This is a genomic window from Blastochloris viridis, from assembly GCF_001402875.1.
In the GTDB taxonomy this organism is placed as follows: domain Bacteria; phylum Pseudomonadota; class Alphaproteobacteria; order Rhizobiales; family Xanthobacteraceae; genus Blastochloris; species Blastochloris viridis.
The window spans coordinates 2,251,157-2,277,438 of sequence record NZ_CP012946.1 but is presented as its reverse complement, the minus strand read 5'-3'; the positions used below and the strand labels follow the sequence as shown (position 1 = coordinate 2,277,438).

Genomic DNA, 26,282 nt, shown 5'->3' with positions numbered 1-26,282 from the left:
CGCAATGACCAGGCACGACGGCTCTCATGCAGCCCGGCTTGGCAGGGCGATGCGGACGCCGCTGCTGGCAGCGCTGGCCCTGCTCATCACACTCTTCGCCAGCCCGGCCGCGCCGGCTTGGCTCGTCGCAGCCTACATCCAGGGTTATGTGTTCGTGCCGTCCGCCGAAACGCCGGCCATCTCCGTCATCGACACCGACACCGACCGCATTGTCGGCACGCTGCACATCGACATTGTCCCGCGCCAGGTGGAGGTGAGCCGGGAGCTTGCCAAGCTGGTCGCCACCGACGGCCGGGCGGCGCTCTCCGTGCTGAACGTGTCCGGCGGCGCGCTCAAAGAGATCGTGCTGCCCAACCTTGCCCAGCGGCTTGTGCTCGGCAGCCGCGGGCGCATCCTTGCCGCCATCGACCTCGCCGCGGGCGCAATCGCGCTGGTCGATCTTGATACCGACCGGGTCAGGACGAAGATCGCCGGGTTGCCGCCGCTTCGCGACGTGATGTTCGCCAACCAGGACACGCTGATCTTCTACGCGGCCGAGGGCCTCGCAGGCATCGGCATGATCGATGTGATGAGCGGCGAGCATGTCGGCGAGATCGTCCTCGGAGCGATCGGGACGGAGATCGCGACGCTGACGCGGACTCCCAGCGACCGCCAGGCGCTGGCGCAGCCGCAGGGCGGCGGCACGATCGCCGTGCTCGATCTGGAGCGGCGTCAGGCGATCGATCATATCGAGGCGGGCCCAGGTGCCGGGCCAGCCGTTCCATCGGGGACCGGCAGGGTTCTGCTGATTCCAGAGCCATCGCGTCAGGCGCTCGTCGTCCGAAGCGAGCGACTCGTTCAGCCGGTGAGACTGCGCGGCGCGTCCGTCGTGACCGGCATCTACACCGCGTGGCTCGACAGCGTCGGTTTCGTTGCCAGCGCGGCGCTGCACCGGCTGCTGGTGTACGATCTCGATCGCCCGAGCCTGTCGGGCGAGATCACATTGCCGGGCACGCCGCTTCGCGGCGCGGTGACGTCCGACAGCCGCAAGCTCTATCTGCCGCTGATGGACCCGCCCAAGCTGATGGTGGTCGACGGCCAATCCCAACGCGTGGTCGCGACCATCGCGTTGCCGAGCACGCCACTGGCCGCAATTGTGGCGGGCGGGTGGGGCGTCTGCCATTGAGTTCCGGCGTGAACCGGGACTGCGAAGGCATGGCCGTTCGTGCCCAGCTGCGGGCAGCGCGCGTGGTGATCAGAGGCTTGGCAACGCGCTTGGCAAGGTACTGGCAAGAAGCTTCATCGCGCCCGCTCCGGGCGGGGTGGTCATCTACAGAGTCACAGAAAAAGGCAAACGAATACCATCGCATCCGTGCTTAGCTTTCGGCGCGGAACATGGGCGGCGGGTGGTCCGGCCGCAACGGGGGCGACACATGATTGATCCGGATGCATCGGCCGAAACCGGCGCGAAGCGAGGGGCGATGTCGCGCCGTGCGATCTTGACGGCAGCGGCCGGGGCAGCGATTGCGGCCCCGTTCGGTTTCGTTTGCCGCGCACGCGCGCAGGAGGCCAAGCGCTTGAAGCTGGCCTGGATGCCGACCGCACTCTGTCATATTGCCGTTCCGGTGGCGCTGCATCGCGGGTTCTTCGAGAAATACCAGCTCAACGTCGAGTCCATCAACTGGGCGGGTTCGACCGATCTGCTGCTGCAGTCGGTGTCCTCCGGCACGGCTGACCTTGCTCTCGGCATGGCGCTGCGCTGGATCAAGCCGCTGGAAGCCGGCTTCGACGTCAAGCTGACCGGGGCGACCCACGGCGGCTGCATGAATATCCTCGCCGCCCGGAACTCGGGATTGACCAATCTTCAATCGCTGCGCGGCAAGCGGATCGGCGTCGGCGACATCGCCGGCGTCGACCGCAACTTTTTCGCCATTGCGCTGTCGAAGCGCGGCATCGACCCGGTCAACGAAATCGATTGGCGGCAGTTTCCGCCGGACCTGCTCGGCGTCGCGGTCGAGAAGGGTGAGGTCGACGCCATCAGCACCAGCGACCCGCTGGCTTACAAGCTGAAGCAAAGCCATAACCTGGTCGAGGTTGCGACCAACCTGGTCGACGAATATGCCGACCGCGCCTGCTGTGTCATCGGCGTGCGCGGCAGCCTCTATCGTGCCGACAGGCCAACCGCGGTCGCCGCTTCCAAGGCGCTGATTGAGGCGGCGCAATGGTCGCACGAAAATCCCGACGATGCAGCCGCCGCCTACGCTCCCTATGCCCCGAAGGAGAACCCGGCCGATCTTGGCCGCATGCTGCGGACGCTGACCAACCACCGCCATCCGATCGGCGAGGATTTCAAGACCGAGATCATCACCTACGCCGAAGAGCTGAAGGTGGTGGAAGTCCTCAAGCGCACGACCGACACCAAGAAATTCGCCGATCGCGTCGTCGTGGACATCAATTGATGCGGGGTGACGTCCCTTCGTGATCACGCCTCGCCAGGTCGCCGAGATCCGCGTTGGAAAGGCGGATTTTCGGCGAACGGAACGAAGCCTCGTTTTCGGCTTGATCGGCCGTCTATCGTATCAACCACTTGCCCCGGCGACAGCCGGACGCCGGGCGGTGGCGAAAATCAGATAGCGTTCGAGCCGAAGGCCATCAGGCGTACGAAAGGGTTCGAGACGCTGCGCCAAGACGTCGCGAAGTTGCGTTTGCTGGATGTTGCTCAGCGAGGCCAGGGAGTTTCCGAACGAGCTGCTGCGGGACCAGGCGATGAGGCTGTCCACGTCCGGATGAAAGTCGACCAGGGTGTGATGCCGGGTTTCGACGTGAACGAAGCCGGCCGCCGAAAGCAAAGCTTGAAGTTCCTGCTGGTCAACGGGAATTGTCGCGTTCGCAGGGGCGTCAATGCCCTGCTCGTTGAAGATTTCGGCGACATGTCGCCGGAACTGGTGCAGGCGATGCGGGTCGGCCGAGTTGAGGCCGAGCCGACCGCCTGGCTTGAGCACACGGAAAATCTCGCGAAGCGCGCGTGGCTTGTCCGCAATCCAGTGGAACACGCTGTTGAGGTAGACGACGTCGAACTCATCTGACGCAAATTGCGACAGATCCTCGGCCCGTCCCACCCTCGCCTCCAGATTGGGCTTGGCTTTGGCTTGCGCAATATCGACGCGTAGAGGAAGCGGATCGATCGCGATCACCTGCCCCGCCGGGCCGACGAGTTCGGCGACGTACGCGCCAAGGCGGCCGGTGCCGGCACCAAGATCAAGAACCTGCTCGCCCGGTCCAATGTTCAGCGCCTTGACGAGGATCTGGCCGTGCTTGAATTGGGGATCGCTGGTGCGCTCATAGGCCAGGGCCAGATCGGGGGAATCGAGCGCAAGGCTCACAACGGGTTGAGGTGCAGATGCCGCCTGATTTTGCATCAGTCGAACACATTCTCGACAATGCGCGCAGCGAACTTGTTCGGATCGGTGCTCTGTCTGAGGACGGAGGCACGTTTCAAATCGGTGATGATCCGAACCAGTTCCTTGCGCAGTTCATCGCCCGCCGGATGATGATCGTGGGTGTGACTGCGCAGCATGGCGGCGAGTTCGCCGACCGGAACTTTCGGAGTGTATGGTGCAAACACCGCCGCGGCGTCGTCTGGATTGGCGGCAACGTGTGCGGCGGCCTCCAGACTGGCCGCGGTCAATGCCGCGGCGACTGCACGGTCCTCCCGCAGCAGGGATGCGCGGATACCCAACACACAACAGGTGAGATTGGCGTAATCGCCGGACAGGTTCGAGGCGATCTCCACCAACTCGCCGTTGCTGCGCAGGCGTGCCAGCCACACGGCGGGATCGGAGTCGGCCAGCGCATTCACCTCGCCGCGCTGCAACGCCACCGGCAGTAGATCAGCCGGGAATTCCCGCCACTCGACATCTTTGTCAGGATTGAGCCCCTTGTCCGCCAGCATCACCGAGAAAAAGTGCCGCGGCGTGCCGGCGAGGTTGCTGACCCCGATGCTTCTGCCGCGCAACTGGGCAATATCGGTGATTCCGGAATCGCGATGCACGAGCAGTCGCGTGCAGCCGCCATGCATCCCGGTGGTCAGCTTGACGTCGAAGCCACCTTCCAGTGGCTTGAGCCAGTTGAGCGCCATGCTGACGCCGGCGTCGGCCTTGTCGGTGGCCAGCGCCTGCAACATCTGATCGATCGAGCCGGCGAGCTGAACAAATTCGACATCCAGATTATGCCGGGTGAAATAGCCTCGGTGAAGCGCAACCGGCACCGCCGCGGTGCAGATGCCCGTGCCGTTGTAGGCAAACCGGATCTTGCGCGGCGGCCCTTTCGGATCGGGGACATCGATCCGTGTCGAGGCGCGGCAGATCGGAAAGTCGCGAAACTCGGGCGGCAGATCCGGCAGTCTGACGCCAACCCCATAGGCTTCCCCGATCTTTGCTCCCGCAGCGATGGCGAGCCCGAATGTCACGGCAGCACTGCTCAGCACCGAACGGCGATTGAGGAGGCCCTGACCAGCCGACCCCCTGACAGGAGGAGCAAAGTCCGCGCCGTCTTTTGCTTGCTCGGTCATCCCAATTTCCTCCTTGGTGCTGCGTCCTTGGTGCAGCGTCGACCGTTCGAATCTCCCGAGCGGACCGGACACCGATATTGATTCATGGCGCTATCGCCGATGCCATTGAACGAACCGTCCGAAAAGTGCGGTTCCCAATGACCCGCCGTATCAAGCCGAAGCGTCGCCGTGCACTCGCCCAAATGCTGGTTTCTCACACCAGTTTTCCGCGGTCCTGGGACCGGAACCGCGGAGTGACTTTCTCTGTCTTTCACGTCTGCGAGCGCCCGCGGTCGCTGTCGCGGTTGCTGCATGGCGTGATCGCCGGAAAAGATTAGGTTGGCGGTGAAGCTCCCGCAAGCCGCAAATCTATTCCTTGGCGGACGAAGCCAGCGGCGTAAGCAGAGGCAAGATTTGCGAAATCGACAACGATTTGCCATCCGTGGCGTTTGGTGCGAACGGCTTCATCTCCCGACCACGTGGGAATGAGACGAGTTTCGTTATTTGCGCATCCGGTGGCGACGACGCTTTGAACGCGCGGTGTCCTATGGTTCGCTGGCGCAAATGAACAGTGCGTGGCGATCGTCGTGTCGGTTGATCTGATCCGCTCTCAATTTCTGTCCGCCCGGCCATTTGTCGTCGGCGTTGCGGCCGTTGCGGCGATTGGCGGGTTCGCCGTGAGCGCGGCGACCGGTTGGCGCCTGGGCGCGCTGTGGCTGGTGGGCATTGCGCTCGGCTTTGCGCTTCACCGCGCCGGCTTCGGCTTCAGCGCCGGCTTTCGTGTTTTGCTGCGCGAGGGAAAGAGCGCCCAGGTGCGCGCGCAGATTCTGATGCTTGGAGCGGCGGTGGTGCTGTTCTTTCCCGCGCTGGCGTTCGGCACGGTGCTGGGTGCGCCGGTGCGCGGCTTCGTGATGCCGGCCGGGGTGGGCGTGGCGCTGGGCGCCTTATTGTTCGGCGTCGGCATGCAGCTCAGCGGCGGCTGCATTTCGGGCACGCTCTACACCGTGGGCGGGGGCTCGACGCGCATGATGGTGACACTGGCATTCGCGGTGGTCGGCGCCACCCTGGCGGCGTTCTACGCCGAGCTGTGGAGCGATCTGCCGGCATTGCCGCCGCTCTCGCTGCTGTCGGAACTCGGCCTCGCGCCGGCGCTGGCGCTCCATCTTGCGGTGTTCGTGCTGGCGTGGGTGGCGCTGGCGGCGATCGAGCGGCGCCGCCATGGCGCCGTCCAGGCGGTGTGGCGGCGGTCCGGCTCGTCGCTGCTGCAGGGCGTCTGGCCCTATGCCTGGGCGGCGTTGGCGTTGGCGCTACTCAACTTCGCAACGCTGCTTCTCGCCGGCCGGCCGTGGGGAATTTCCCAGGCGTTCGCATTGTGGGGCTCGCAGGCGCTCGACCGTCTCGGCCTCGCCGACCCGGTGTTCTGGCCCTTCTGGGAGGACCCCACGCGCGCCGAGGCCGTTCATCGCGCGCTGTGGCGCGACACCACCACGGTGATGACTGTGGGCATCGTGGTCGGCGGCGCACTCGCGGCCGGCGTTGCGGGCTCGTTCGCGACGACGCTGCATGTTCCACTTCGCCATCTTGTGGCCTCGGCAATCGGCGGCGTTCTGCTCGGCGCCGGCGCCATCGTCGCCACCGGCTGCAACATCAGCGCTTTCTTTTCCGGCATCGCCTCCGGCAGCCTTCATGGCTGGCTGTGGATCGCCGCCGCACTGCCGGGCAACTGGCTCGGCGTGCAGTTGCGCGGGCTATTCGCGCTCGACGGGCCGGCCGCCGCCGCCCGCGCCCACCATTCCCCCATCACGTCACGGATCTAACGGAGCCGCCATGTCGAACAAACGCCTGTTTGGTGCCATCGTCGCCGCTGTGGCGACCATGGTCGCGACGTCAGCAATGGCCGACACCAAGTCATCGAAGGCAGCGGCCCGCACGCCGGCGCCGCTGCTCGCCCAGGCCTGCGCCGGCTGCCATGGCCAGAACGGCGAGGGCCAGAACGGCACGCCCATTCTCGCCGGCTACGACCGCAACGCGCTGGTGCAAGTGTGGGGCGAGTTCCGCAACAACCAGCGCCCAGCCGCCACCATCATGGCGCGGATCGCCCGCGGCTATTCCGACCAGGAGGTCGCGACGCTGGCTGACTATTTCGCCGCGGTCAAACGCTGAAGAGGCCCGCCATGACCCAGGTTTCCCGTCGTGACTTCGCCCGGCTCGCCCTCGCCGGTGCCGCCACGCTCGCCGCGCCCGCGGTAGTCCAGGCCAAGGCCAAGGGCCGTATCGTCATCATCGGCGGCGGCTTCGGCGGCGCATCCGCCGCGCGCTACATCCGCATCAACCATCCTCACATCGCCGTCACCATCATCGAGCCGCGCAAGCAGGTCGTCACCTGTCCGTATGGCAACCTGCTGCTCGAAGGACGCAAGACGCTGGCCGAAATCACCCAGTCCTACGTCGGGCTAAGCCGCCGCGGCGTGAAGTTCGTGCACGACTGGGCGGATTCCGTCGATGTCATCGCCAAGAAGGTGAAGGTGCGCGGCGGCGCCACCATTGCCTACGACAAGCTGATCGTGTCGCCCGGCATCGCCATCAAGTGGGACGCACTGGCGGGATACGGCAAGGGCGCCGAGGAGGTGTTCCCGCACGCCTGGGTGCCGGAGAACGGCGAGCAGGTGGTGCTGCTGCGCCGGCAACTGGAGGCGCTGCCGGACGGCGGTGTGGTTGGCTTCGCCATTCCCGGCAATCCCTTCCGATGCCCGCCCGGCCCCTATGAGCGCATCAGCCTGGTCGCGAGCTATCTCAAGAAGCACAAGCCGCGGTCGAAGATTCTAGCGCTGGACGGCAAGGATGCGTTCTCCAAGCAGGGCCTGTTCCAGGACGCCTGGAACGAACTTTATCCTGGCCTGATCGAGTGGATCCCGGCCGCCAAGGACGGTAGGGTGGTGCGCGTCGACGTGAAGGAGAAGATCTTCGAGACCGAGTTCGGGACCCGCCACAAGGTCGACGTCGGCAACGTCATCCCGCCGCAGTCGGCCGCAAAGATCGCGTTCGACATCGGCCTCGTCAACGAGACCGGCTGGGTGCCGGTCAACCCCTACACGTTCGAGGCCACCGCGGTGAAGGACGTCCACGTCATCGGCGATGCCACCATCGGCGGTCCGATGCCGAAGTCCGGCTTCATCGCCAATTCGACGTCGAAGCAGGCCGCGGCCTCGGCGGTGGCGCTGCTCGAAGGTCGCGAGGTGCCGAAGGACCCGATCTACTTCAACACCTGCTACAGCCACGTCGGCGACGACTACGGCATCTCGGTGGTCGGCGTGTTCCGGCCCGGCGAGAAGGGCTTCGTTGAGACGCCCAACTCCGGCGGCGTGTCGCCTCGGGGTCCGCTGGAGCAGCAGCGCGAGCAGCGCAAGCTCGAATCGCACTACGCCGACTCCTGGTATGCCGCCATCACCAAGGATGCGTTCAGCTGATGCGCGGCGGGCCGGGCATGCTGCGTTCCGTCGACCGCCGCGCCGTTCTGCGCGGCGGCGGCGGGCTCGTCGTTCTGGCGATGGTGTCACCGGCGGCGGCAAGCCCGCCGGACGACGTCGCTGCCGCAATCCGCGATCTGGTCGGCGATGCGGTTCTGCATGATGGCTGCATCCGGCTGCAGGTGCCGGCCACCGCGGAGAATGGCGCGGTGGTGCCCGTCACGGTCGCGGTCGAAAGCCCGATGACGGCCGACGCCTACGTTCGCGCCATCCATATCGTCGCGACCGGGAACCCGACGCCCGGCGTCGCCAGCTATCGCTTCACCCCGGCCAGCGGCCGGGCGGAGGTGTCGGCGCGGATGCGGCTGGCGCAGAAGCAGACGGTGATCGTGCTGGCCGAACTGAGCGACGGCACGGTGCGGCGCGCGACGGCCGAGATCAGCGTCAGCGTCGGAGGGTGTCTGACATGACGGCGCCGCTCGGCCGGCCGCGCGTCCGCATTCCGTCGTCGGCCCGCGCCGGCGAGGTGATCGAGATCCGCACCCTGATCGATCACCCGATGGAGACCGGCCTGCGCAAGGACGCCGACGGCAAGCTGGTGCCGCGCGACATTCTCGCCGGCTTCGTCGCGCGCGCGAATGGTGCCGAGGTGTTCTCGGCGGTGTTCCGCAATGCCACCTCGGCGCACCCCTATCTGGTGTTCTATGCCCGCGTCACGGCGTCGACCGAGTTCGAGTTCGTCTGGACTCACGAGGACGGCCGCACCGCGCGGACGGCGGCCTCGGTGACGATCGGCTGAACGGCGGCGCTCGGCGGGTTGGCACCGCGCCGCGATCGTCGGGCACCGCGCGCCGCGCGCCGCCCGGAGTCGAGGCGGCGCGCGTTCGCCAGTGGGCTAGAACGTCACGGTGAGGCGGGTGTTGAACGACCTCCCCGGGCCGGCGAGCGCATAACCCCATTGGGAACGGTTGTTCAGCCGATAGTCCACCAGGTCGGCGCCGCCGAGTGGCAAGTAATAGTATTGGTCGAGCAGGTTATCGATGCCGAGATCGAGCCTGGCGTTGCGCCATTCGTACCCGGTGCGCAAGTTGATCAGCGCGTAGGCCGGCGTCGCCAACTCGTTTCGCACCGCGCTGACGTCGTCCTTGGCGCTGACCATCTGCACCTCGATGCCGTTCCGCCAGCCGCCCTTGGCGTGCTCCAGCGCGAGGCGGGCATTGATCGGCAGCATGTGGTAAAGGTTGTCGCCGGTATCGAGGTTTTCGCCGTGCACCCAGCCGAGCGTGCCCTTGATCACGCCGCGGCCGTATTCGGGCGAGTTCCACGCCTCGATATGGCCGGACAGGTTGGCGCCGTAGAGCTCGGCGTCGTGGTTGGCGAACGTCAGATAGACGAAGCCGGTGGTTGCGGTACGGTTGGCCGCGGTGCAGGCGGCCATCATCGCGGTGTTGACCGAGCAGCGATCGACGTCGATGAAGTTCTCGACGTAGGAATAATAGGGCGTGAGCTTGATTTCCCAGGCGGACTGGCCATCGGCGCGAACCGCATCGCGCCAGCGCAGCGTTGCGCTGACGGTGTGGGCGATCTCGGGATCGAGGTCGAGATTGCCGACGTAGCCGTTGCCGTCGCCGAACCAGCCGATCATGCTCATCGCCATCGAGCCCTGGCCCCAGGCGTAGCGCTCATAGAGATTGGGCGAGCGGGTCTTGCGAGCGTAGCCGAGCTCGATCGCGGTTCGCGCATCGTGCTCGTAGCGCACCAGCGCGGTGGCGTCGAAGTTCACGTCGGTGCGGGCACGGTCGGCGGCGTTGAAGGCGGCGGCCGCCTTGACGTCGGCGTTCATCGCGCTGGTGCCGTAGGCCTGCACATCGCCGGTGTCCATCCATACCGTGTCGTTGCGCACCCCGACCAGCGTGGTCCATTGCGGCGTCCACTTCGCTTCCCACTCGGCGAAGGTGCCAAGACGGGTGCGCTCGCCGCCATTGATGTTCCAGTAGGTGTTGGGCGACATCATCGACGAGCCGGCGACCGGGGGCCACCAATCGTCGAGCGTGGTGTGCTGAAGTTCGTTGCCGATGCGGATCACGTCGCGCGTCGAGGTCGGGATCGTCGCCTTGACCGACCAGCCGGTGTCCGCGCCATCGGTGCTCATCGGCATGGCGCCGCTTTTGTCAGGATGGATCTTATCCATGTCGTGGCGGATCTGGCTCGCATAGAGCCGCGCGTCGAGCTGGCCCCACGACAGATCGCCCTCATAGCGCGCGTTGACGCTGAGCCCGGTGTTCTCGACCATGTCCATGTATTGGTTCGGGAACGCCTGGTAGGGGATGAACTGGCCGGCGACCTTGAGCGTGACCTGCTGGCCGTCGCCGCGGCCCGCCAGTTCGAGCGCGTGGTTTTGCGTTTCGTAGGCGGTGGACTTGATGGTGCGGTCGCCGCCGGCCTTGTAGTTGCCGCCACGCTCCCAACCGCCCAGATAGCTGAGGCTGAGATTGGCGGTTGCAACAGTTGCGCTGCCGGCGACGCCGATGGCGTTGTTAACGCTGCGATAGAAGGTCGAGACGCTCGCTGTCTTGAACAGCGCCTCGTTCGCTGCGGCGAACCTCGGCGGCGCCGATTCGACGACGACGGTGCCGGCGATGGCGTCGCCGCCGGCGCTGACCGGCGAGACCCCGCCTTGCACCGTGATCTTCGCCACCGTCGACGGGTCGACGTAGGACAGGATCGGGTTCATGTGGTTGCCGCACGCCGACGTCAGTGGCGCGCCGCCGACGGTGATGCCGACGCGGTCGTCGGCGAGGCCGTTGACCACCGGCAGGCTCGACACCCCGCCGGCGGAATAGACGCTGACCCCGGCGACGTCGGTGAGCAGCGTGGCGGTGTCGCCGGTGCTGAGGCGCAGCGCCGCGAGGTCGTCATCCGACAGCGTGGTGGAGGCGAGCGTGGTGGCGTCGGCCGTGCCGGACGACGACGTCTGCGCCGTGGACGGATGGACGACGATGGCGGGCAGGCTTGCCGATTGCGACCACGCGGCCGACGGCAGGGCGATGGCGGAGACAATGGGGACAAGCGCCGTGGTGGCGCAGAGTGCGCGTCGCAAGATGGGACGATTGGACATGACGGGTCTCGTTGGCGCGCGGCACCGCACCTCGCCCGAAACGGCAAGGCAGGCGGCCCGCTTCAGCCTGCGGGATGACGGCAAACGGTGATGGAGGAAGCTCCGGTCAAGCCGGCGTTCTCAAGCCGCCGGCGGTGGCGCGCGCGGCGGCGGTTGCCGGTGCGGCCATTGCGGTGCAATCGCTGGCGCGATGGTCGCCGTCCAGGTTTGAAACGGAACGGCGATGGCGCGCACTTCCGGCACCGCGATGATCGGGGCCGGAAGTGCGCCGACCGGAAGAACGCACGCCTGGCACTTGCCGGCGGCGGGCAGTGCGGGATCGGGCGGTGCGTCGCCGGAAGCGTGTCTGCCCGCTTCATCGCCTCCGCGGCAGATGAGAAACTCGAACGCGATGGCACCGGCGGTCTCGTCGGGAGTCTGCGCGTGCGGGAAGCCCGCCGCCGGAAGCAGCAGCCCGCAGATCGCAAAGATTGCGACCACCCGGCGGGCCCACTCGCCAGTGTGCTGCGACAGCCGCGTCATCATGCCGTGTCGACCTTCACAGTGTCTGGCCGCGTCATCCGCCGAACCCTCTCGCGGCCGCGGCCATATCGGCCGAGCGACAGCTCAAGCGGGGCAGTCCCTGTAACGAGTTATACCGCGCGTCGGACCGCCGGCAACACATTGTTAACAACGAGATGAGTTTGAAAAAAGATTTGAACTATTCAAATCTGGCGAAGCTGGAGGCCGCGATAATAAATCGGGCCGATCATGCCGAAATCGCGTAGTCCGGTTGACGACAAAACCCATTCAGATCAAGGATTTTTCGGCAATTTTGTTTCCAGTGGCACGAATATATCTTTTGAATGTGTGCGATTTTGGAGATGAAATACATCCATTGGCGCGCTTGAAATAGAAAAAATCTCCATAAAATTCTTTTCTAGGTCGCCGGCCGAATTCAGATTTTTTGCCCGTTTCCGCTGGGATGAGCGGGTCGTCCGGCGGTCGTGGCTGCGCTGGGCCGGTACCGGTGGCGCTGCCGCGAAAGTGGCTGTGGCAGGCAAAGTGGCCGCAGCAGATAAAGTAGCCGCAGCAGATTCTGCGCGTTTTCGCGGAGCGGGCGAAAGGACGTCATCTTTCCGGGAGCATAAGGAGAGTTTCGTTTCACGGGCGGCGCGAATTTTGGAAGGCGCTTTCGTTGACCGCGCCGAGGCCACCGACGATGATGGCGTCATCGGCCCCCTGCTGATCGCGGGATTTGACGGAGCAGCTTGCGCCGCGACATCAAACGCTAAAGCGCCACGAAGAATTTCGTGGGTCTCCGAATTGAAGAAGGAGAAGTCCCATGAAACGGACACCTCTCGACGGATGTTAATGCCGTAGCCGCCCGGCTCGATGGAGCCGGCGAGGTTCGGCGCGTCGGTGCGGCGCAGGCGTGTGCGGCGCCGATCATCGGCTCGATTCATCCGTCATGTGGCGGTGGCCAAAAAGCGCGGTCGCCACAAGCGCAAAAAATACCAACGGTGGATTTGGCGCAGGTTTCACGTCAGCGGTGAGGTCGCGGGATCCGCCTCATCCCAACCGTCGGCTTCGCGTTGATGCGTTCGGTCGGGGCGTCGCTAGCGGGATTTGCGGCGCGCGCTGCCACTGCGAGCTGACCGACACCAGACCGCTGCAGGGAGAGGTTTTCGCTCATGAATGCGTTGTCGCCCGCGTCTTCGCAGTCGCATCGGTCCTGGCCGGGCCCGTTCGCCCCGCACGCCATCGCGGCGCATGACGCCATCGACGCTGCCGAGGCGGTGTTGCGCGAGCGGGGCAACGCCGATCGGCTGGGCACGGTCGACGTCCGCGCCGAGGGCATCAGCAAGCGCTTCGCCGACACCGCGGCGCTTGCGGACGTCACGTTGAACGCGCGGGCGGGAGAGCTGGTGGCGTTGCTGGGGCCGTCGGGCTCCGGCAAGACCACGCTGCTGCGCATTGTCGCCGGCCTCGAACAGGCCAGCGCCGGCCGCATCCTGCTCGGCGGCGAGGATGCGACGCAGGTGCCGGTGCAGGACCGCGGCGTCGGCTTCATGTTCCAAAGCTACGCGCTGTTCCGCCACCTCACCGTGGCCGACAACATCGCCTATGGGCTCAAGGTGCGGCCGCGCGCCGCGCGCCCCTCCGCCGCGATCATTCGCGCTCGGGTGACGGAACTGCTCGAGCTGGTGCAGCTGCCGGGCATCGAGAAGCGGTATCCCTCGCAGCTCTCCGGCGGCCAGCGCCAACGGGTCGCGCTTGCCCGCGCGCTGGCGGTCGATCCCAAGGTGCTGCTGCTCGACGAGCCGTTCGGCGCGCTCGACGCCAAGGTGCGGCGGGATTTGCGGCGTTGGCTGCGCGATATCCACGAGAGGACCGGTCACACCACGCTGTTCGTGACCCACGACCAGGACGAGGCGCTGGAGATCGCCGACCGCGTCGCCATCCTCAACCAGGGTCGGCTGGAGCAGATCGGCACGCCCGACGAGATTTACGAGCACCCGGCGACGGCGTTCGTCGCCGGCTTCATCGGCGAGTCGGCCCGGCTCCCGGTCGAGGCCGCCGGCGGCGGGGTCCGCATCGGTGCGCACACGCTGCCGATGAACGGCCGCAGGGTGCCGGACGGCCCGGCCGCGCTGTTCGTGCGCCCGCGCGATCTGGTGATGGCGCGAAGCGATGGTGGCGCGACTGCGCCGCAGACGCTTCCGGCGCACGTTGCGGCGGTGCGGCGGGCGGGCGCGACGCGGCGGGCGGAACTGCGGTTTGGCGACAGCCTGCCGCCGGTCGAGATGGAGGTGCCGGTCGAGGTTGTGCTCGCCAAGGGCGACAATATCCGCGTCGCATTCACCCACGTCCGCGTCTTCAGCGCCTGATCCGGCATCCGTAATGCGAGTTGCACCAGCCATAGCGCGCTTTCGTTTCCTTCCGGTGTCCTACGCCGTCGCCGGCCGCCGCGTACTGGTGGCCGGGGAGGGCGAGGCCGCGTTGCAGAAGCTGCGCCTGCTGGTGCGGACCGAGGCGATGCTGACGCTGGTGGCGGCGGCGCCGTCGCCGGATCTTGCGGCGTTCGCCGACGCTCATGGCGTCGAGCGCACCGCGGCGCTGACGCCTCATCGCCTCGCGGAGGCGGTGCTGGCCTTCATCGCACTCGGCGATGAGAAGGCGGACGCCCGCCTTGCCGAACGGCTGCGCAGCGCCGGCATCGCGGTGAATGTGGTCGACCGCCCGCACCTGTCCGACTTCGCCACCCCCTCGATCGTCGATCGCGCCCCGATCTCGATCGCCATCGCCACCGACGGCCACGCCCCGGTACTTGCGGTGAAGCTGCGGGGGATGATCGAGGCGCTGCTGCCGCCGGCGTTCGGTCGGCTCGGCGAACTCGCCGCGCGGGTGCGCGAACGCGCGATCGACCGGCTGCCCGATGCGCTCGCACGCCGCCGGGTCTGGTCCGCCCTGTTCGAGGGCCGCCCGGCCGCGCTCGCGCTCGCCGGCGATATCGATGCCGCGGCGGACCTTGCCGTGACCGCGATCGATCGTGCGGCAGTGGCCGCGCCGACCGGCAAGGTGTGGTTCGTCGGCGCCGGGTCGGGCGTGGCCGACCTTCTCACCTTGCGCGCCCACCGGCTTCTGCTCACGGCCGACGTCGTCGTCCACGATGGCGAGGTGCCGGAAGCCATTCTCGCCATGGGGCGGCGCGACGTCACGCGCGTTCGGCTGGATCGCCGCTCGCGCGCGGAGGCGGGTGCGCTATTGGTGCGGCTCGGCGGCGAAGGCAAGGCGGTGGTGCGCCTCGTCACCGGGGCGGCCGACGCCACGGACGTCGACCGTGACACCGCGGCGCTAAGCACCGCCGGTATCGAATTCGAGATCGTGCCGGGCGTTGCCACGCCGCGCGGCGCACCGGCGCGCACCGCGCGCGTGGCCGCCCGCCGGGCGGCATAACAAGTGTACCGGAGAGTCCAGATGGCGAAAGCTCCGAAGCCGTTTCAGCCCTCGGTTGCGATTTCCAACGACCTCGGCACCGGGGTGGTGGTGTTCCGCAGCGCGGAGGGCGCCTGGGTGTCCGACCTTGCAGGGGCGGAAATCGCCGAGACCCGCGCAGCGGCGGACGCGCTGCTGACGCGCGCCCGCGCCGACCACGATGCCGGCAAGGTGATCGAGCCGACGCTGATCGCGGTCGTCCGCGAAAAGGGCTTCGTCCGGCCGCTCGAACTGCGCGAGTTGATCCGCGCCACCGGTCCGACCATCCCGCTGCCCGGCAGCGCACGGTAACGGAGAGTGCCGATGTACCGTTACGACGAGTTCGACGCCGCCTTCGTCCGCGAACGTGTTGCGGAGTTCGCCGACCAGGTCGAGCGTCGGCTGTCCGGCGAGCTGACCGAGGACCAGTTCAAGCCGCTGCGGCTGATGAACGGGGTCTATCTGCAACTCCACGCCTACATGCTGCGCATCGCCATTCCCTACGGCACGCTGTCGTCGCGCCAGCTGCGCAAGCTTGCGCACATCGGCCGGGTCTACGACCGCGGCTACGGCCATTTCACCACCCGCCAGAACCTCCAGTTCAACTGGATTGCGCTGAAGGATGTGCCGGCGATTCTCGATCAGCTGGCCGAGGTTGAGATGCACGCCATCCAGACCTCGGGAAACTGCATTCGCAACGTCACGGCCGATCACTTCGCCGGTGCCGCCGCCGACGAGGTCGCCGATCCGCGGCCCTACGCCGAAATTCTGCGGCAATGGTCGTCGCTCCACCCCGAGTTCAGTTTCCTGCCGCGCAAGTTCAAGCTCGCGGTGACCGGCGCGCCGCACGACCGCGCCGCGATCCAGGTCCATGATATCGGGCTCGAAGTGAAGCGCGATGCGGCGGGCGCGATCGGCTTTGCCGTGTTCGGCGGCGGCGGGCAGGGTCGCACGCCGATGATCGCCAAGAAGCTGCGCGATTTTCTGCCGGAGGCCGACCTGCTCGCCTATGTCGAGGCGGTGCTGCGTATCTATAATCTCGAAGGGCGCCGCGACAACAAATACAAGGCCCGCATCAAGATCCTGGTTCATGAGACCGGGGTCGAGCAGCTCAAGGCGGCGATCGAGGCGGAGTTCGCCGAGCTTCGCGGCCGCACCCTGACGGTGCCGAACGAAGAGGTCGAGCGCATCCGCGCCTATTTCGCGCCGCCTGCGTTCGCCACGTTGCCGGAGCGCTCGGAGATCTTCGAAGCGGCCAGGCGCAACGACCCTGCCTTCGCCCACTTCGCCCGGCGCAATGTCGCCGCCCACCGGCAGCCGGGCTACGGCATCGTGACGGTTTCGCTGAAGCCGTTCGGCGGCATTCCGGGCGATGCCACCGCCGAGCAGATGGAGGCGGTGGCCGACATCGCCGAGCATTATGCCTTCGGCGAAATCCGGGTGTCGCACGAGCAGAATCTGGTGCTGCCGCACGTCCGGCTCGACGACGTGCCGGCGGTGCATGGCGCGCTGGCGGCGGCCGGGCTCGCGACGCCGAATGCCGGCCTCATCACCGACATCATCGCATGCCCCGGGCTCGACTATTGCTCGCTGGCCAATGCCCGCTCGATCCCGATTGCGCAGCGGCTGTCGGACCGCTTCGCCGATCTGGACCGGCAGCACGACATCGGCGAGCTGAAGCTCAAGATCTCCGGCTGCATCAATGCCTGCGGCCACCACCACGTCGGCCACATCGGCATCCTCGGCGTCGACCGCAAGGGCGAGGAATTCTACCAGATTACGCTCGGGGGTTCGGCCGACGAATCGAGCTCGATCGGCGAAATCGTCGGCCGCGGGTTCTCGTCGGCCGATGTGGTCGATGCCGTCGAGATCATTATCGAGGCCTATCTGCGCCTTCGGTCCTCGCCGGCGGAGAGCTTCCTGTCCACCTATCGCCGGGTCGGCGAGACACCGTTCTTTGAGGCGCTCTATGCCGACGCTGGATGACGTTGCCGCTCTTGAGTCGCGTTTCGGTCGCGCCGACGCCGCATCGGTACTCGCCGCCGCGCTGGCGCGCTTCAAGGGCGAGGTCGCGGTGGTGTCGTCGTTCGGGGCGGAGTCGGCGGTGCTGCTCCACCTGGTGGCGGAGATCGATCCGGCGACCCCGGTACTGTTCGTCGACACTGGCCGGCATTTCCCTGAAACGCTGGCCTACCGCGATGCGCTGACGAGTCGGCTCGGCCTCAAGGATGTGCGCAGCGTGGCGCCGGCGGCCGAGGAGGTGGCGCAGCGCGATCCCGAAGGAACTCGCGCGGTCTGGGACCCTGACGGCTGCTGCGCCTTTCGCAAGGTGGCGCCGCTCGAGCGGGCGCTGTCGCCCTTCGCCGCCTGGATCACCGGCCGCAAGCGCTATCAGGCGGAGACGCGGACGGTGCTGCCGACGTTCGAGCTCGACGACGGCCGCATCAAGGTCAATCCGCTCGCGACATGGCGTCCGGAACACCTTGCTGCCTACGCCGGCGAGCACCGCCTGCCGCAGCATCCGCTGGTCGCGCGCGGCTATCCCTCGATCGGCTGCGCCCCCTGCACCCGCCCGGCCTCGCACGATGCGCCCCGCGCCGGCCGCTGGGCCGGATTCGACAAGACCGAATGCGGCATCCATGGCCGGACCGTTCTTCCCGCAACTTCGGACACCTGACCACTTGGACACCTCGACCATGGCGCTCTATCGCAACGGCTCGTTCGGCGACGACGACTGGCAGTTTCCAGCCGATGGCGATCCGCTGCCGGCCGGCAAGATTGCCGTCGGCAAGGCGCGGCTGCTGGCGGAGTGGCCGGCGCTTCGGCAGCGCAACGCGGGCGTCGGCCTCGTGCTTGGCGTTGGCGAAAAGCTCGACGGGCTGGAGGACGTGATCGGGCAGCTCGCGCTCGTCGTGCTGAACGTTGCGAAATATTCCGATGGCCGCCACTTCTCGGTGGCGCGCCTGCTGCGCGATCGCTTTGGCTTTCGCGGCGAGCTGCGTGCCACCGGCGACGTACTGCGCGATCAGATCGTGTTCCTGGCCCGCGCCGGCTTCGACGCCCTCGACATCAATGATGCCGGCACCGCCGCGGCGCTGCGCGAGGGCCGGCTCAAGGCGGTGCGGCATCATTACCAGCCGGCCTCGAACGAAGCGGCGGAGGCCCGGCCCGGTCCGCGCCCGTGGCTGCGCATTTCGGAGAAAGTGTGATGTCCGATATCCTGGTTTCCGACGTCCTGCCGCAGGAGCCGCCGGTGCGCGGCCGGGAGGTGCCGGGCGATCGGCTCTCGCCGCACCTGAGGCGGCTGGAGGACGAGGCGATCTTCATCCTGCGCGAGGTGGTCGCGGAATTCCGCAACCCGGTGATGCTGTATTCGGTCGGCAAGGATTCCAGCGTGATGCTGCACCTTGCCCGCAAGGCGTTCTTCCCGGCGCGGCCGCCGTTTCCGTTCCTCCACATCGCATCGGGATGGGATTTCCGCGACCTGCTCGACCACCGCGACCGCGCCGCGCGCGAACTCGGGCTCGATCTGATCGTGCGCTCCAACGAGCGCGCGGCGCGGGCTGGTGTGAACCCCTTCGACACCGAAACCGGCGAGTACACCCGCCTGGTTCTGACCGAGGCGCTGAAGGCCGCGCTCGACGAGTTCGGCTTCGACGCGGCGTTCGGCGGCGGCCGCCGCGACGAGGAGAAGGCAAGGGCGAAGGAGCGCATGTTCTCGCACCGCGCCAGCGGCCACATCTGGGAGCCGCGCAACCAGCGACCGGAGCTGTGGCGCCTGTTCAACACCCGCCTCGCACCCGGCGAGACCATGCGGGTGTTTCCGCTGTCGAATTGGACCGAGCTCGACGTGTGGGACTACATCCGCGCCGAGGACATTTCGATCGTACCGCTCTATCTTGCCGCGGAGCGGCCGGTGGTCGAGCGGAACGGCGCCTTGATCGTGGTCGACGACGAGCGCATGCGGTTCAATCCCGGCGAGCGGGTCACTGCGCGGCGCGTGCGCTTTCGTACGTTGGGATGCTGGCCGCTGTCGGCGGCGACGGTGTCGGACGCCGCGACGCTCGATGACATTTTCGCCGAGGTGGTGGCGTCGGAATCGTCGGAGCGGCAGGGCCGGCTGATCGACGGTGCCGTCCACGCCTCCATGGAGCGCAAGAAGCGCGAGGGATATTTCTGATGCCGACTGCAGCCGCGCGTGCCGTTATCGCCGATGCTCCCGCACCGCTTCCGCACCACAAGCGCAGCGAACTTCGCTTCATCACCTGCGGATCGGTCGACGATGGCAAGTCGACCCTGATCGGCCGTCTGCTGTTCGAGGCCAACGGGCTGTTCCAGGATCAGATCGCGACGCTGGAGCGCGACTCGCGCCGGTTCGGCACTACCGGCGGCGAGATCGATTTCGCGCTGCTGCTGGACGGCCTGGAAGCCGAGCGCGAGCAGGGCATCACCATCGATGTCGCCTACCGCTTCTTCTCCACGGCGCGGCGCGCCTTCATCGTCGCCGATACGCCGGGCCACAAGCAGTACACCCGGAACATGGCGACCGGCGCCTCGAATGCCGACTTCGCGGTGCTGCTGGTCGACGCGCGGCGAGGGCTGCTCGAGCAGACCCGCCGCCACGCCGCCATCGTCTCGCTGCTCGGCATTCGCCACGTCGCGCTCGCCATCAACAAGATCGACCTCGTCGGATTTTCCCAGGAGGTGTTCGACGAGATCACGGTGGCGTTCAAGCTGTTTGCGGCGCCGCTCGGGTTCGCGCTGATCACCGCGATTCCGCTGTCGGCCCGGTTCGGCGACAATGTCGCCGCGCCGAGCACGCGGACGCCGTGGTACGCCGGGCCGACGCTGCTGGATCTGCTGGAGTCCGTCGACGTCGAGCCCGATCGCGGCAGCCAGCCGTTCCGCTTGCCGGTGCAGTGGGTCAACCGGCCCTCGCAGAATTTCCGCGGCTTCGCCGGCACCATCGCCTCGGGCGAGGTCAATGTCGGCGATGTTGTGATCGGCGCCGCCTCCGGTCACAGCTCGCGCGTTGCGCGCATCGTCACCTTCGACGGCGATCTCCGGCGCGCTGTCGCCGGGCAGGCGGTGACGCTGACGCTGGAGGACGAACTCGACATCGCCCGTGGCGACGTTTTGGCGGCACCGCGGGCACGCCCGACGGTGTCGCGGTTTCTCGCTGCCGACGTGGTATGGATGGACGAGGAGCCGGGCGTCGAGCGCGCCGCCTATCTGCTGAAGGCCGGCACCGCGACCGTGCCGGCGGTGATTTCCAGGATCGCCAGCCGGCTGGCGGTCGAGACACTGGAGCGGGAGGAGGCGGATTCGCTGCCGCTCAACGGCATCGGCCGCATCCATGTCGAGACCACCATTCCGATTGCAATCGACCCCTATGACGACAACCGCACCACCGGCTCGTTCATCCTGATCGATCGGACCACCCACCGCACCGTTGCGGCGGGCTTGATCCGCGAGAGCCTCGGCGTCGCGCAGGAGATTCACGCCCACGGCCAGGATGTCACGCCGGCAACGCGTGCGTTCGTCAAGACGCAGACGCCGCTGGTAGTGTGGCTCACCGGGCTGTCCGGCTCCGGCAAGTCGACCATCGCCAATCTGGTCGAGCGGCGGCTGGTGGCGCAGGGCTTCCATACCATGCTGCTCGACGGCGACAATCTGCGCCAGGGCCTCAATTCCGACCTCGGCTTCGATGCGCTGTCGCGCACCGAAAACGTGCGGCGGGTCGGCGAGGTGGCGCGCCTGTTGCACGACGCCGGGTTGATCGTGGTGGCGGCGCTGGTGTCGCCGTTCCGCGCCGACCGCGCCCGCGTTGCGGCGCTGCTGCCGGAAGGACGGTTCCTGGAGGTGTTCGTCGACGCACCGCTTGAGGTTTGCCGCGAGCGTGACCCCAAGGGCCTTTATGCCAAGGCGGAAGCCGGGCGGATCAAGCACTTCACCGGCCGCGACCAGACTTATGAGGCGCCGGTGGCACCGGCGCTGGTGCTGCGCACCGACATTGAAAGTGCGCAGATCGCGGCGGAACAGGTGGTCAGGCTGGTGATCGCCCACGCGCGCGGCGCCGTGCCGGGCGGCGACGGCGCCCAGCTTTGAGCCATGTCCTGGGATCGCGGCGCGTTTTCAGGAAGGCGGGTTTTTCGGCGGTCGGCACGATGGCTTGATCGACCGGAGGGCGTCGTGGCGCCGTTCCGCATTGCCTGGACCGCCGGCACGGTGTGTTCGGCGCCGGTCGCGACGCCATCGTGTTTGACCGCGAGGCATTGCGGCCAGGCGGCCGCGACCGCCACGGAATTTTCGACGGCGCCAACACCTCCGCGCTGCGGCGGAGGTGTTGGCGCCGATGGCAGCGCCTGGAGATTATTATTCTATGAAGCGGCGCAACTTTGGTGTTTCATAGAAAATACATGCCTTATAGTGCGACGAAGAGACGCAAACCTTTCCTATTTCGGATTTCCCCCGCATGGATGCCACCGACAGAAAAATCCTCACTCTGCTGCAGGTCGACGCCAGCCTGTCGATCGCCGAAATCGCCGACCGCGTGCACCTGTCGCAGACGCCGTGCTGGAAGCGCATCCAGAAGCTGGAGGCGCAAGGCATCATCACCGGCCGCGTGGTGCTGGTGTCGCCGGAGAAGATCGGCCTCGGCCTCACCGTGTTCGTGTCGATCGAGAGCGGCGACCACTCCAAGGAATGGCTGGAGACCTTTGCCAGTGCCATCGTCGCGATCCCGGAGGTGATGGATGTCTACCGCATGGCCGGCGACGTCGATTACATGCTGCGGGTGGTGGTGGCGGACATGGCGGCCTATGACGAGTTCTACAAGCGCCTGATCAGCGTCGTGCCATTGAAGAACGTCACCTCGCGGTTTGCGATGGAGCGCATCAAGGCCACCACCGCATTGCCGGTGCCGCCGGCGACGAAGAACCCACGCGACAGGAGCGCCGCATGACGGTTCGCGCTGGCCTGATCGAGGCGATCGGATCGACCCCGCTGATCGAACTCAAGACGCTGTCGGCCGCCACCGGCTGCCGCATCCTTGGCAAGGCGGAGTTCTTGAATCCCGGCGGATCGATCAAGGATCGCGCGGCGCTGTTCATCGTTCGCGACGCGCTCGATCGCGGCCTCATCCAGCCGGGCGGCGTCGTTGTCGAGGGCACCGCCGGCAACACCGGCATCGGCTTGGCGGTGGTCGGCAACGCGCTGGGATTTCGCACGGTGATCGTGATTCCGGAGACCCAAAGCCAGGAGAAGAAGGACACGCTGCGATTGGTCGGCGCCGAGCTGGTCGAGGTTCCGGCGGTGCCTTACGCCAATCCCAACAACTATGTGAAGGTATCCGGGCGCATCGCCGCCAAGCTCGCTTCGAGCGAGCCGAACGGCGCGATCTGGGCCAACCAGTTCGACAACGTCGCCAACCGCCGCGCCCATGTCGAGACCACCGGCCCGGAGATCTGGGAGCAGACCGGCGGCGCGGTCGACGGCTTCGTCGCCGCGGTCGGCACCGGCGGCACGCTGGCCGGCGTCGCCGAGGCTCTGCGCGCGCGCCGGCCCGACGTCGTCATCGCGCTGGCCGATCCGCTCGGTGCGGCGCTCCACAGCTACTACACCACCGGGGAGCTCAAGGCGCACGGCTCCTCGATCACCGAGGGCATCGGCCAGGGCCGCGTCACCGCCAACCTCGACGGCTTCAGGCCGGACGTGTCGTTCCAGATCGCCGACGATGAGGCGATTGCGCTGCTGTTCGACGTGCTGGAGCACGAGGGGCTGTGCCTCGGCGGTTCGTCCGCCATCAATCTGGCCGGCGCGGTGCGGCTGGCGCGCCAGCTCGGCCCCGGCCACACCATCGTGACGGTGCTGGCCGACTCCGGCACGCGCTACCAGTCGAAGCTGTTCAACCCCGACTTTCTGCGCTCAAAGAACCTGCCGGTGCCGGCGTGGCTGGAGCGCCGGTCCACGGTCGATCGTTGCCTCGAATAACGGGGCGGTGCGGCGCGACGGCTTCCCAGCGGATCATACGAAATCCGGCCGATCAGGCCGGAAACCGCATCAAGCCGGAAAGCCGCCTTTCGTTCACGCCTCGCGGTCGGTCGGTGCGGCCGCCGGGCCCGCGGGTGCGGCGCTGGAGCCGGCCGCGCGCTGGCGCCCTCGCCAGTCGCTGAGGAACAGCAGGATCGGCGCGGCGATGAACACCGACGAACTCGCCGCCACCGCGATGCCGAACACCATCGGCACGGCAAAGCTCTCGACCGCCGAGCCACCGAAGATCGCCATCGGCAGCATGGCCAGAAATGCCGTGACCGAGGTGTAGAGGCTGCGTGCCAGCGTCTCGTTGATCGACTTGTCGATCATGTCGCGCAGGCTCATCGTCTTGTAGAGCCGCATGTTCTCGCGCATGCGGTCGTACACCACCACCTTGTCGTTGACCGAGTAGCCGATCAGCGTCAACAGCGCGGCGATGGCGGTCAGGTTGAAGTCGAGCCCGGTGAGCGCGAAGAAGCCGACCGTCTTGGTGACGTCGAGCATCAGCGTCGCGATGGCGCCGATTGCGAACGGCCACTCGAACCGCAGCCAGATGTAGGCCATCATCGCCAGGCTCGCGAACACCACCGACAGGATGCCGGCGGTCGCGAGCTCGCCGCTCACCTTCGGCCCGACCACCTCGGTGCGCTCGATCTTGGCTCCGGGCGCGATCTCGGCGATCTTGGCACGGATCGTCTGCACCGCGACGGTCTGGGCCTCCTCCGAGCCCGGCTGGCGCTCGGCGCGCACCAGGACGTTCGAGGGTCCGCCGAACTGCTGGAGCGTGATCTCGCCGAGGCCGAGGTTGTCGAGCTCGGTGCGCAGCTTGCCGAAGTCCGCCGGGCCGTCGGTGGCGAGCTCCATCTGGATGCCGCCCTTGAAGTCGACGCCGTAGTTGAGGCCGGGATAGATGAACAGCCCGATCGAGGCCAGCGACAGCACCGCCGACACCGCAATGCCGGCGAACCGCGCCCGCATGAACGGGATCGCGGTGCCGTCGGGGATCAGCTTGATGCCGAACGGCGGCTCGATCGCCAGCGTCTTCAGCCGGAAGTGCCGCACGATTGCGGTCATCACCACCCGCACGATCGACACCGCGGTGAACATCGAGATCGCGATGCCGAGCCCCATGGTCACGGCAAAGCCGCGCACCGGGCCGGAGCCGAACGCGAACAGGAGACAGGTCGCGATCAGCGCGGTGACGTTGGAGTCGATGATGGTGGCGTAGGCGCGCCTGAAGCCGGTGTCGAGCGCCGCCATCGCGCCGAGGCCCTTGCGCGTCTCCTCGCGGATACGCTCGTTGACCAGCACGTTGGCGTCGACCGCGAGCCCGATGCCGAGCACGATTCCGGCAATGCCGGGTAGCGTGAGGGTGGCGCCGAGCAGCGTCAGTGCCGCGAAAGTGAGGATCACGTTGAGCGCCAGCGCCAGGTTGGCGAGGAGGCCCCAGCGGCCGTAGAGCGCCACCATGAAGGCGAACACCAGCCCGAAGCCGACCAGGCCGGAGGACAGGCCGCTGGCGATGGCGTCGCCGCCGAGGTCGGCGCCGACGGTGCGCTCCTCCACCACGGTGAGCGGCGCCGGCAGCGCGCCGGCGCGGAGCAGGGCGGCGAGGTCGGTGGCCTCGGCGACCGAGAACCGGCCGCTGATCTGGCCCGAGCCGCCCGGTATCGGCTCGCGGATCACCGGGGCGCTCAGCACCTTGCCGTCGAGCACGATGGCAAACGGCCGTCCGACATTGGCACGGGTGATGTCGGCGAACACCTTGGCGCCGGCCGCGTCGAGGCGGAACGAGACGATTGGCTCCTGAGTGTGGGAATCGAAGCTGGCGCGGGCGTCGGCCAGCCGGTCGCCGGCCAGCGCGGCCCGCTCCTCGATGGTGTAGCGCTCGCCGGCGGTGCGCCCGGGCAGGGTCAGCAGGCCGCTGCCCGTTGCGGCGATGTCCGAGGGGACCACCATGTGAAAGCTCAGCTTGGCGGTGCTGCCGAGCAATTGGCGGATCCGGCTGGGGTCCTGCACGCCGGGAAGCTGCACCAGGATGCGGTCGGCCCCGACACGCTGGATGGTGGGCTCGGCGACGCCGACCTGATCGATGCGCTGGCGGATGATCTCCAGGCTCTGCTCGACGGCGGCATTGCCGCGGTCGCGAACGCCCTCGGCCGTCAGCGCGATGCGCACGCTGTCGTCGCCGTCCGGCGTCACCGCGAGGTCGTGGCCGCCCGAGAAGCCCGGTCCGCTGAGGGGCATGGCAAGGGCGCGCAGCGCGGCGATGGCGTCGGCGCGCCGGGCGGAATCGGCCAGCGTCACGATCACGGCGTCCTGCTGACGGCGGATCGAGGCGGCGCCGATCTCGGCGCGGCGCAACTCGGTGCGGGCATCGCGCACCAGGTTCTGCAGGCGCTCCTGCGCCAGCGCGCGGGAATCGACCTCGAGCACGAGGTGCGATCCGCCGCGTAGGTCAAGGCCGAGCGTGACCTGCTGATGCGGCATCCAGGACGGCAACGCCCCGAGCTGATTGGGGGTAAGGATGTTGGGGAGTGCGACGACGATGCCGACGAAAATGACGAGGGCATAGATTGCCAGCACCCAGCGAGGCGTTCGCATGGGAGTGATCCGAATAGCTCGCGCGAGGACGCGCGCAGACAGACCGTCCGCGCCATCACGTGAGAAATTGAAGGAAAGTGTTCTGCCGAGCGGCGCGATCAGCCCGCCGCGGGTGGTGCCCGTGCGTCGAACACCGTTGCGCTGGCCGCCGACACGATCGCGAACAGCGTCTGGAACGTCGTGGTGCGCGCGGGGCCGAACGCAGGCAGCGGACGGCTGTCGAACGCCAGCGCCGCGGGCGTTCCCCCGAGCGGGCTTGCGAGGTCGGCGCACATCGCCGCCCAGCGGATCTCCGTTGCCGTAATCCGCACGCCATCGCGTGTGGGCAGCGTCGGCTGCGTGAGCCGATCGCTGGCGGCAACGCTGTCGATTGGGCCGGACAGGACCCCGCCGCTGCCTTGCAGCGTACCGGTGGCGGTCAGCACCAGGACACCCGCAAACAGGCACACCAAGGCGCTCAAACGGGCAAAGCCGCCGAGCCAAAGTCTCGGTTGCCAATCCCAGGATGTCGTCATTCGGTCCGGTGCATCACTGTCAAGGTCTGCAAAACCCCATCGATCCGCCAAGCGTCAAT

At 67.3% G+C, this 26,282-nt stretch carries 24 protein-coding genes; 17 read left to right on the top strand and 7 right to left on the bottom strand.

Features of this window, described 5'->3' with window-relative positions; all coding sequences use genetic code 11:
* Nucleotides 1–4 precede the first annotated feature (4 nt).
* Both BVIR_RS10060 and BVIR_RS10055 read left to right on the top strand, forming a co-directional pair.
* Nucleotides 5–1,165: a YncE family protein gene (locus BVIR_RS10060; RefSeq protein ID WP_061349901.1), complete on the top strand. Its 1,161-nt coding sequence runs from the start codon at nucleotides 5–7 to the stop codon at nucleotides 1,163–1,165.
* Nucleotides 1,134–2,438, top strand: a complete 1,305-nt coding sequence (locus BVIR_RS10055; RefSeq protein WP_236823590.1) for an ABC transporter substrate-binding protein — start codon at nucleotides 1,134–1,136, stop codon at nucleotides 2,436–2,438. The genes BVIR_RS10060 and BVIR_RS10055 overlap by 32 nt, the downstream gene beginning before the upstream one ends.
* Nucleotides 2,439–2,558: 120 nt before the next feature.
* On the opposite strand, the gene BVIR_RS10050 is transcribed toward BVIR_RS10055, so the two are convergent.
* On the bottom strand, nucleotides 2,559–3,398 hold the full coding sequence (locus tag BVIR_RS10050) for a class I SAM-dependent methyltransferase (RefSeq protein ID WP_055037544.1): 840 nt from the start codon (nucleotides 3,396–3,398) through the stop codon (nucleotides 2,559–2,561).
* On the bottom strand, nucleotides 3,398–4,549 hold the full coding sequence (locus BVIR_RS10045; RefSeq protein WP_082416958.1) for an ABC transporter substrate-binding protein: 1,152 nt from the start codon (nucleotides 4,547–4,549) through the stop codon (nucleotides 3,398–3,400). Before BVIR_RS10045 ends, BVIR_RS10050 begins: the two co-directional genes overlap by 1 nt.
* Nucleotides 4,550–5,205: 656 nt before the next feature.
* Here BVIR_RS10045 and BVIR_RS10040 point away from each other — a divergent pair.
* From BVIR_RS10040 to soxZ, 5 genes are read left to right on the top strand one after another with little or no spacing between them, the layout of a single operon-like run.
* Nucleotides 5,206–6,345: a YeeE/YedE family protein gene (locus BVIR_RS10040; protein ID WP_236823589.1), complete on the top strand. Its 1,140-nt coding sequence runs from the start codon at nucleotides 5,206–5,208 to the stop codon at nucleotides 6,343–6,345.
* Between the two features lie 10 nt (nucleotides 6,346–6,355).
* Nucleotides 6,356–6,691: a c-type cytochrome gene (locus tag BVIR_RS10035; RefSeq protein ID WP_055037542.1), complete on the top strand. Its 336-nt coding sequence runs from the start codon at nucleotides 6,356–6,358 to the stop codon at nucleotides 6,689–6,691.
* An 11-nt stretch (nucleotides 6,692–6,702) separates the two neighbouring features.
* On the top strand, nucleotides 6,703–7,995 hold the full coding sequence (locus BVIR_RS10030; RefSeq protein ID WP_055037541.1) for an NAD(P)/FAD-dependent oxidoreductase: 1,293 nt from the start codon (nucleotides 6,703–6,705) through the stop codon (nucleotides 7,993–7,995).
* 17 nt (nucleotides 7,996–8,012) lie between these two features.
* The gene (locus tag BVIR_RS10025) at nucleotides 8,013–8,465 is read left to right on the top strand and encodes a thiosulfate oxidation carrier protein SoxY (protein WP_055038814.1); all 453 of its coding nucleotides are present in this window, start codon (nucleotides 8,013–8,015) and stop codon (nucleotides 8,463–8,465) included.
* Nucleotides 8,462–8,794 (top strand): thiosulfate oxidation carrier complex protein SoxZ, encoded by a 333-nt coding sequence (gene soxZ / locus BVIR_RS10020; protein WP_055037540.1) that lies wholly within the window; start codon nucleotides 8,462–8,464, stop codon nucleotides 8,792–8,794. Before BVIR_RS10025 ends, soxZ begins: the two co-directional genes overlap by 4 nt.
* Nucleotides 8,795–8,890: 96 nt before the next feature.
* Here the strand turns inward: soxZ and BVIR_RS10015 are convergent, their stop codons facing one another.
* The 3 genes from BVIR_RS10015 to BVIR_RS16860 form a co-directional block, all read right to left on the bottom strand.
* Entirely contained in the window at nucleotides 8,891–11,113 is a 2,223-nt protein-coding gene (locus BVIR_RS10015) for a TonB-dependent receptor (protein ID WP_055037539.1), read from the bottom strand.
* A gap of 120 nt (nucleotides 11,114–11,233) precedes the next feature.
* Entirely contained in the window at nucleotides 11,234–11,638 is a 405-nt protein-coding gene (locus tag BVIR_RS10010) for a hypothetical protein (RefSeq protein ID WP_055037538.1), read from the bottom strand.
* A 269-nt stretch (nucleotides 11,639–11,907) separates the two neighbouring features.
* Complete coding sequence (locus BVIR_RS16860) at nucleotides 11,908–12,558, bottom strand: hypothetical protein (RefSeq protein ID WP_145912001.1); 651 nt, start codon at nucleotides 12,556–12,558, stop codon at nucleotides 11,908–11,910.
* A gap of 228 nt (nucleotides 12,559–12,786) precedes the next feature.
* Here BVIR_RS16860 and BVIR_RS10005 point away from each other — a divergent pair, with 228 nt between their 5' ends.
* From BVIR_RS10005 to BVIR_RS09960, 10 genes are all read left to right on the top strand, one after another.
* Entirely contained in the window at nucleotides 12,787–13,983 is a 1,197-nt protein-coding gene (locus BVIR_RS10005) for a sulfate/molybdate ABC transporter ATP-binding protein (protein WP_082416945.1), read from the top strand.
* Between the two features lie 55 nt (nucleotides 13,984–14,038).
* Nucleotides 14,039–15,052 (top strand): NAD(P)-dependent oxidoreductase, encoded by a 1,014-nt coding sequence (locus BVIR_RS10000; RefSeq protein WP_055037537.1) that lies wholly within the window; start codon nucleotides 14,039–14,041, stop codon nucleotides 15,050–15,052.
* A gap of 21 nt (nucleotides 15,053–15,073) precedes the next feature.
* On the top strand, nucleotides 15,074–15,382 hold the full coding sequence (locus BVIR_RS09995) for a DUF2849 domain-containing protein (RefSeq protein WP_055037536.1): 309 nt from the start codon (nucleotides 15,074–15,076) through the stop codon (nucleotides 15,380–15,382).
* A 12-nt stretch (nucleotides 15,383–15,394) separates the two neighbouring features.
* Nucleotides 15,395–17,056 carry a nitrite/sulfite reductase gene (locus BVIR_RS09990; RefSeq protein WP_055037535.1) on the top strand — a complete coding sequence of 554 codons (1,662 nt, stop codon included), beginning with the start codon at nucleotides 15,395–15,397 and terminating at the stop codon, nucleotides 17,054–17,056.
* Nucleotides 17,040–17,747, top strand: a complete 708-nt coding sequence (locus BVIR_RS09985) for a phosphoadenylyl-sulfate reductase (protein ID WP_055037534.1) — start codon at nucleotides 17,040–17,042, stop codon at nucleotides 17,745–17,747. The genes BVIR_RS09990 and BVIR_RS09985 overlap by 17 nt, the downstream gene beginning before the upstream one ends.
* A 4-nt stretch (nucleotides 17,748–17,751) precedes the next feature.
* Nucleotides 17,752–18,279, top strand: coding sequence for a DUF934 domain-containing protein (locus BVIR_RS09980; protein ID WP_236823588.1), 528 nt, complete (start codon nucleotides 17,752–17,754; stop codon nucleotides 18,277–18,279).
* Nucleotides 18,279–19,250 (top strand): sulfate adenylyltransferase subunit CysD, encoded by a 972-nt coding sequence (gene cysD, locus BVIR_RS09975; RefSeq protein ID WP_082416941.1) that lies wholly within the window; start codon nucleotides 18,279–18,281, stop codon nucleotides 19,248–19,250. The genes BVIR_RS09980 and cysD overlap by 1 nt, the downstream gene beginning before the upstream one ends.
* Nucleotides 19,250–21,178 carry a sulfate adenylyltransferase subunit CysN gene (gene cysN, locus BVIR_RS09970; RefSeq protein WP_055037533.1) on the top strand — a complete coding sequence of 643 codons (1,929 nt, stop codon included), beginning with the start codon at nucleotides 19,250–19,252 and terminating at the stop codon, nucleotides 21,176–21,178. The genes cysD and cysN overlap by 1 nt, the downstream gene beginning before the upstream one ends.
* Before the next feature lie 367 nt (nucleotides 21,179–21,545).
* Complete coding sequence (locus BVIR_RS09965; RefSeq protein WP_055037532.1) at nucleotides 21,546–22,034, top strand: Lrp/AsnC family transcriptional regulator; 489 nt, start codon at nucleotides 21,546–21,548, stop codon at nucleotides 22,032–22,034.
* Entirely contained in the window at nucleotides 22,031–23,062 is a 1,032-nt protein-coding gene (locus BVIR_RS09960; RefSeq protein WP_055037531.1) for a cysteine synthase A, read from the top strand. Before BVIR_RS09965 ends, BVIR_RS09960 begins: the two co-directional genes overlap by 4 nt.
* A gap of 93 nt (nucleotides 23,063–23,155) precedes the next feature.
* Here BVIR_RS09960 and secD read toward each other — a convergent pair whose 3' ends face one another.
* Both secD and BVIR_RS09950 read right to left on the bottom strand, forming a co-directional pair.
* On the bottom strand, nucleotides 23,156–25,708 hold the full coding sequence (gene secD, locus BVIR_RS09955; RefSeq protein ID WP_055037530.1) for a protein translocase subunit SecD: 2,553 nt from the start codon (nucleotides 25,706–25,708) through the stop codon (nucleotides 23,156–23,158).
* Between the two features lie 98 nt (nucleotides 25,709–25,806).
* Complete coding sequence (locus BVIR_RS09950; protein ID WP_145912002.1) at nucleotides 25,807–26,223, bottom strand: hypothetical protein; 417 nt, start codon at nucleotides 26,221–26,223, stop codon at nucleotides 25,807–25,809.
* Nucleotides 26,224–26,282: the final 59 nt, after the last annotated feature.

Coding starts and splice junctions, on each gene's coding strand:
- BVIR_RS10060 (WP_061349901.1), top strand. CDS start 5: ATGACCAGGCACGACGGCTCTCATGCAGCCCGGCTTGGCAGGGCGATG.
- BVIR_RS10050 (WP_055037544.1), bottom strand. CDS start 3,398: ATGCAAAATCAGGCGGCATCTGCACCTCAACCCGTTGTGAGCCTTGCG.
- BVIR_RS10045 (WP_082416958.1), bottom strand. CDS start 4,549: ATGACCGAGCAAGCAAAAGACGGCGCGGACTTTGCTCCTCCTGTCAGG.
- BVIR_RS10035 (WP_055037542.1), top strand. CDS start 6,356: ATGTCGAACAAACGCCTGTTTGGTGCCATCGTCGCCGCTGTGGCGACC.
- BVIR_RS10030 (WP_055037541.1), top strand. CDS start 6,703: ATGACCCAGGTTTCCCGTCGTGACTTCGCCCGGCTCGCCCTCGCCGGT.
- BVIR_RS10025 (WP_055038814.1), top strand. CDS start 8,013: ATGCTGCGTTCCGTCGACCGCCGCGCCGTTCTGCGCGGCGGCGGCGGG.
- soxZ (WP_055037540.1), top strand. CDS start 8,462: ATGACGGCGCCGCTCGGCCGGCCGCGCGTCCGCATTCCGTCGTCGGCC.
- BVIR_RS10015 (WP_055037539.1), bottom strand. CDS start 11,113: ATGTCCAATCGTCCCATCTTGCGACGCGCACTCTGCGCCACCACGGCG.
- BVIR_RS10010 (WP_055037538.1), bottom strand. CDS start 11,638: ATGATGACGCGGCTGTCGCAGCACACTGGCGAGTGGGCCCGCCGGGTG.
- BVIR_RS16860 (WP_145912001.1), bottom strand. CDS start 12,558: ATGAATCGAGCCGATGATCGGCGCCGCACACGCCTGCGCCGCACCGAC.
- BVIR_RS10005 (WP_082416945.1), top strand. CDS start 12,787: ATGAATGCGTTGTCGCCCGCGTCTTCGCAGTCGCATCGGTCCTGGCCG.
- BVIR_RS09995 (WP_055037536.1), top strand. CDS start 15,074: ATGGCGAAAGCTCCGAAGCCGTTTCAGCCCTCGGTTGCGATTTCCAAC.
- BVIR_RS09990 (WP_055037535.1), top strand. CDS start 15,395: ATGTACCGTTACGACGAGTTCGACGCCGCCTTCGTCCGCGAACGTGTT.
- BVIR_RS09985 (WP_055037534.1), top strand. CDS start 17,040: ATGCCGACGCTGGATGACGTTGCCGCTCTTGAGTCGCGTTTCGGTCGC.
- cysD (WP_082416941.1), top strand. CDS start 18,279: ATGTCCGATATCCTGGTTTCCGACGTCCTGCCGCAGGAGCCGCCGGTG.
- cysN (WP_055037533.1), top strand. CDS start 19,250: ATGCCGACTGCAGCCGCGCGTGCCGTTATCGCCGATGCTCCCGCACCG.
- BVIR_RS09965 (WP_055037532.1), top strand. CDS start 21,546: ATGGATGCCACCGACAGAAAAATCCTCACTCTGCTGCAGGTCGACGCC.
- BVIR_RS09960 (WP_055037531.1), top strand. CDS start 22,031: ATGACGGTTCGCGCTGGCCTGATCGAGGCGATCGGATCGACCCCGCTG.
- secD (WP_055037530.1), bottom strand. CDS start 25,708: ATGCGAACGCCTCGCTGGGTGCTGGCAATCTATGCCCTCGTCATTTTC.
- BVIR_RS09950 (WP_145912002.1), bottom strand. CDS start 26,223: ATGACGACATCCTGGGATTGGCAACCGAGACTTTGGCTCGGCGGCTTT.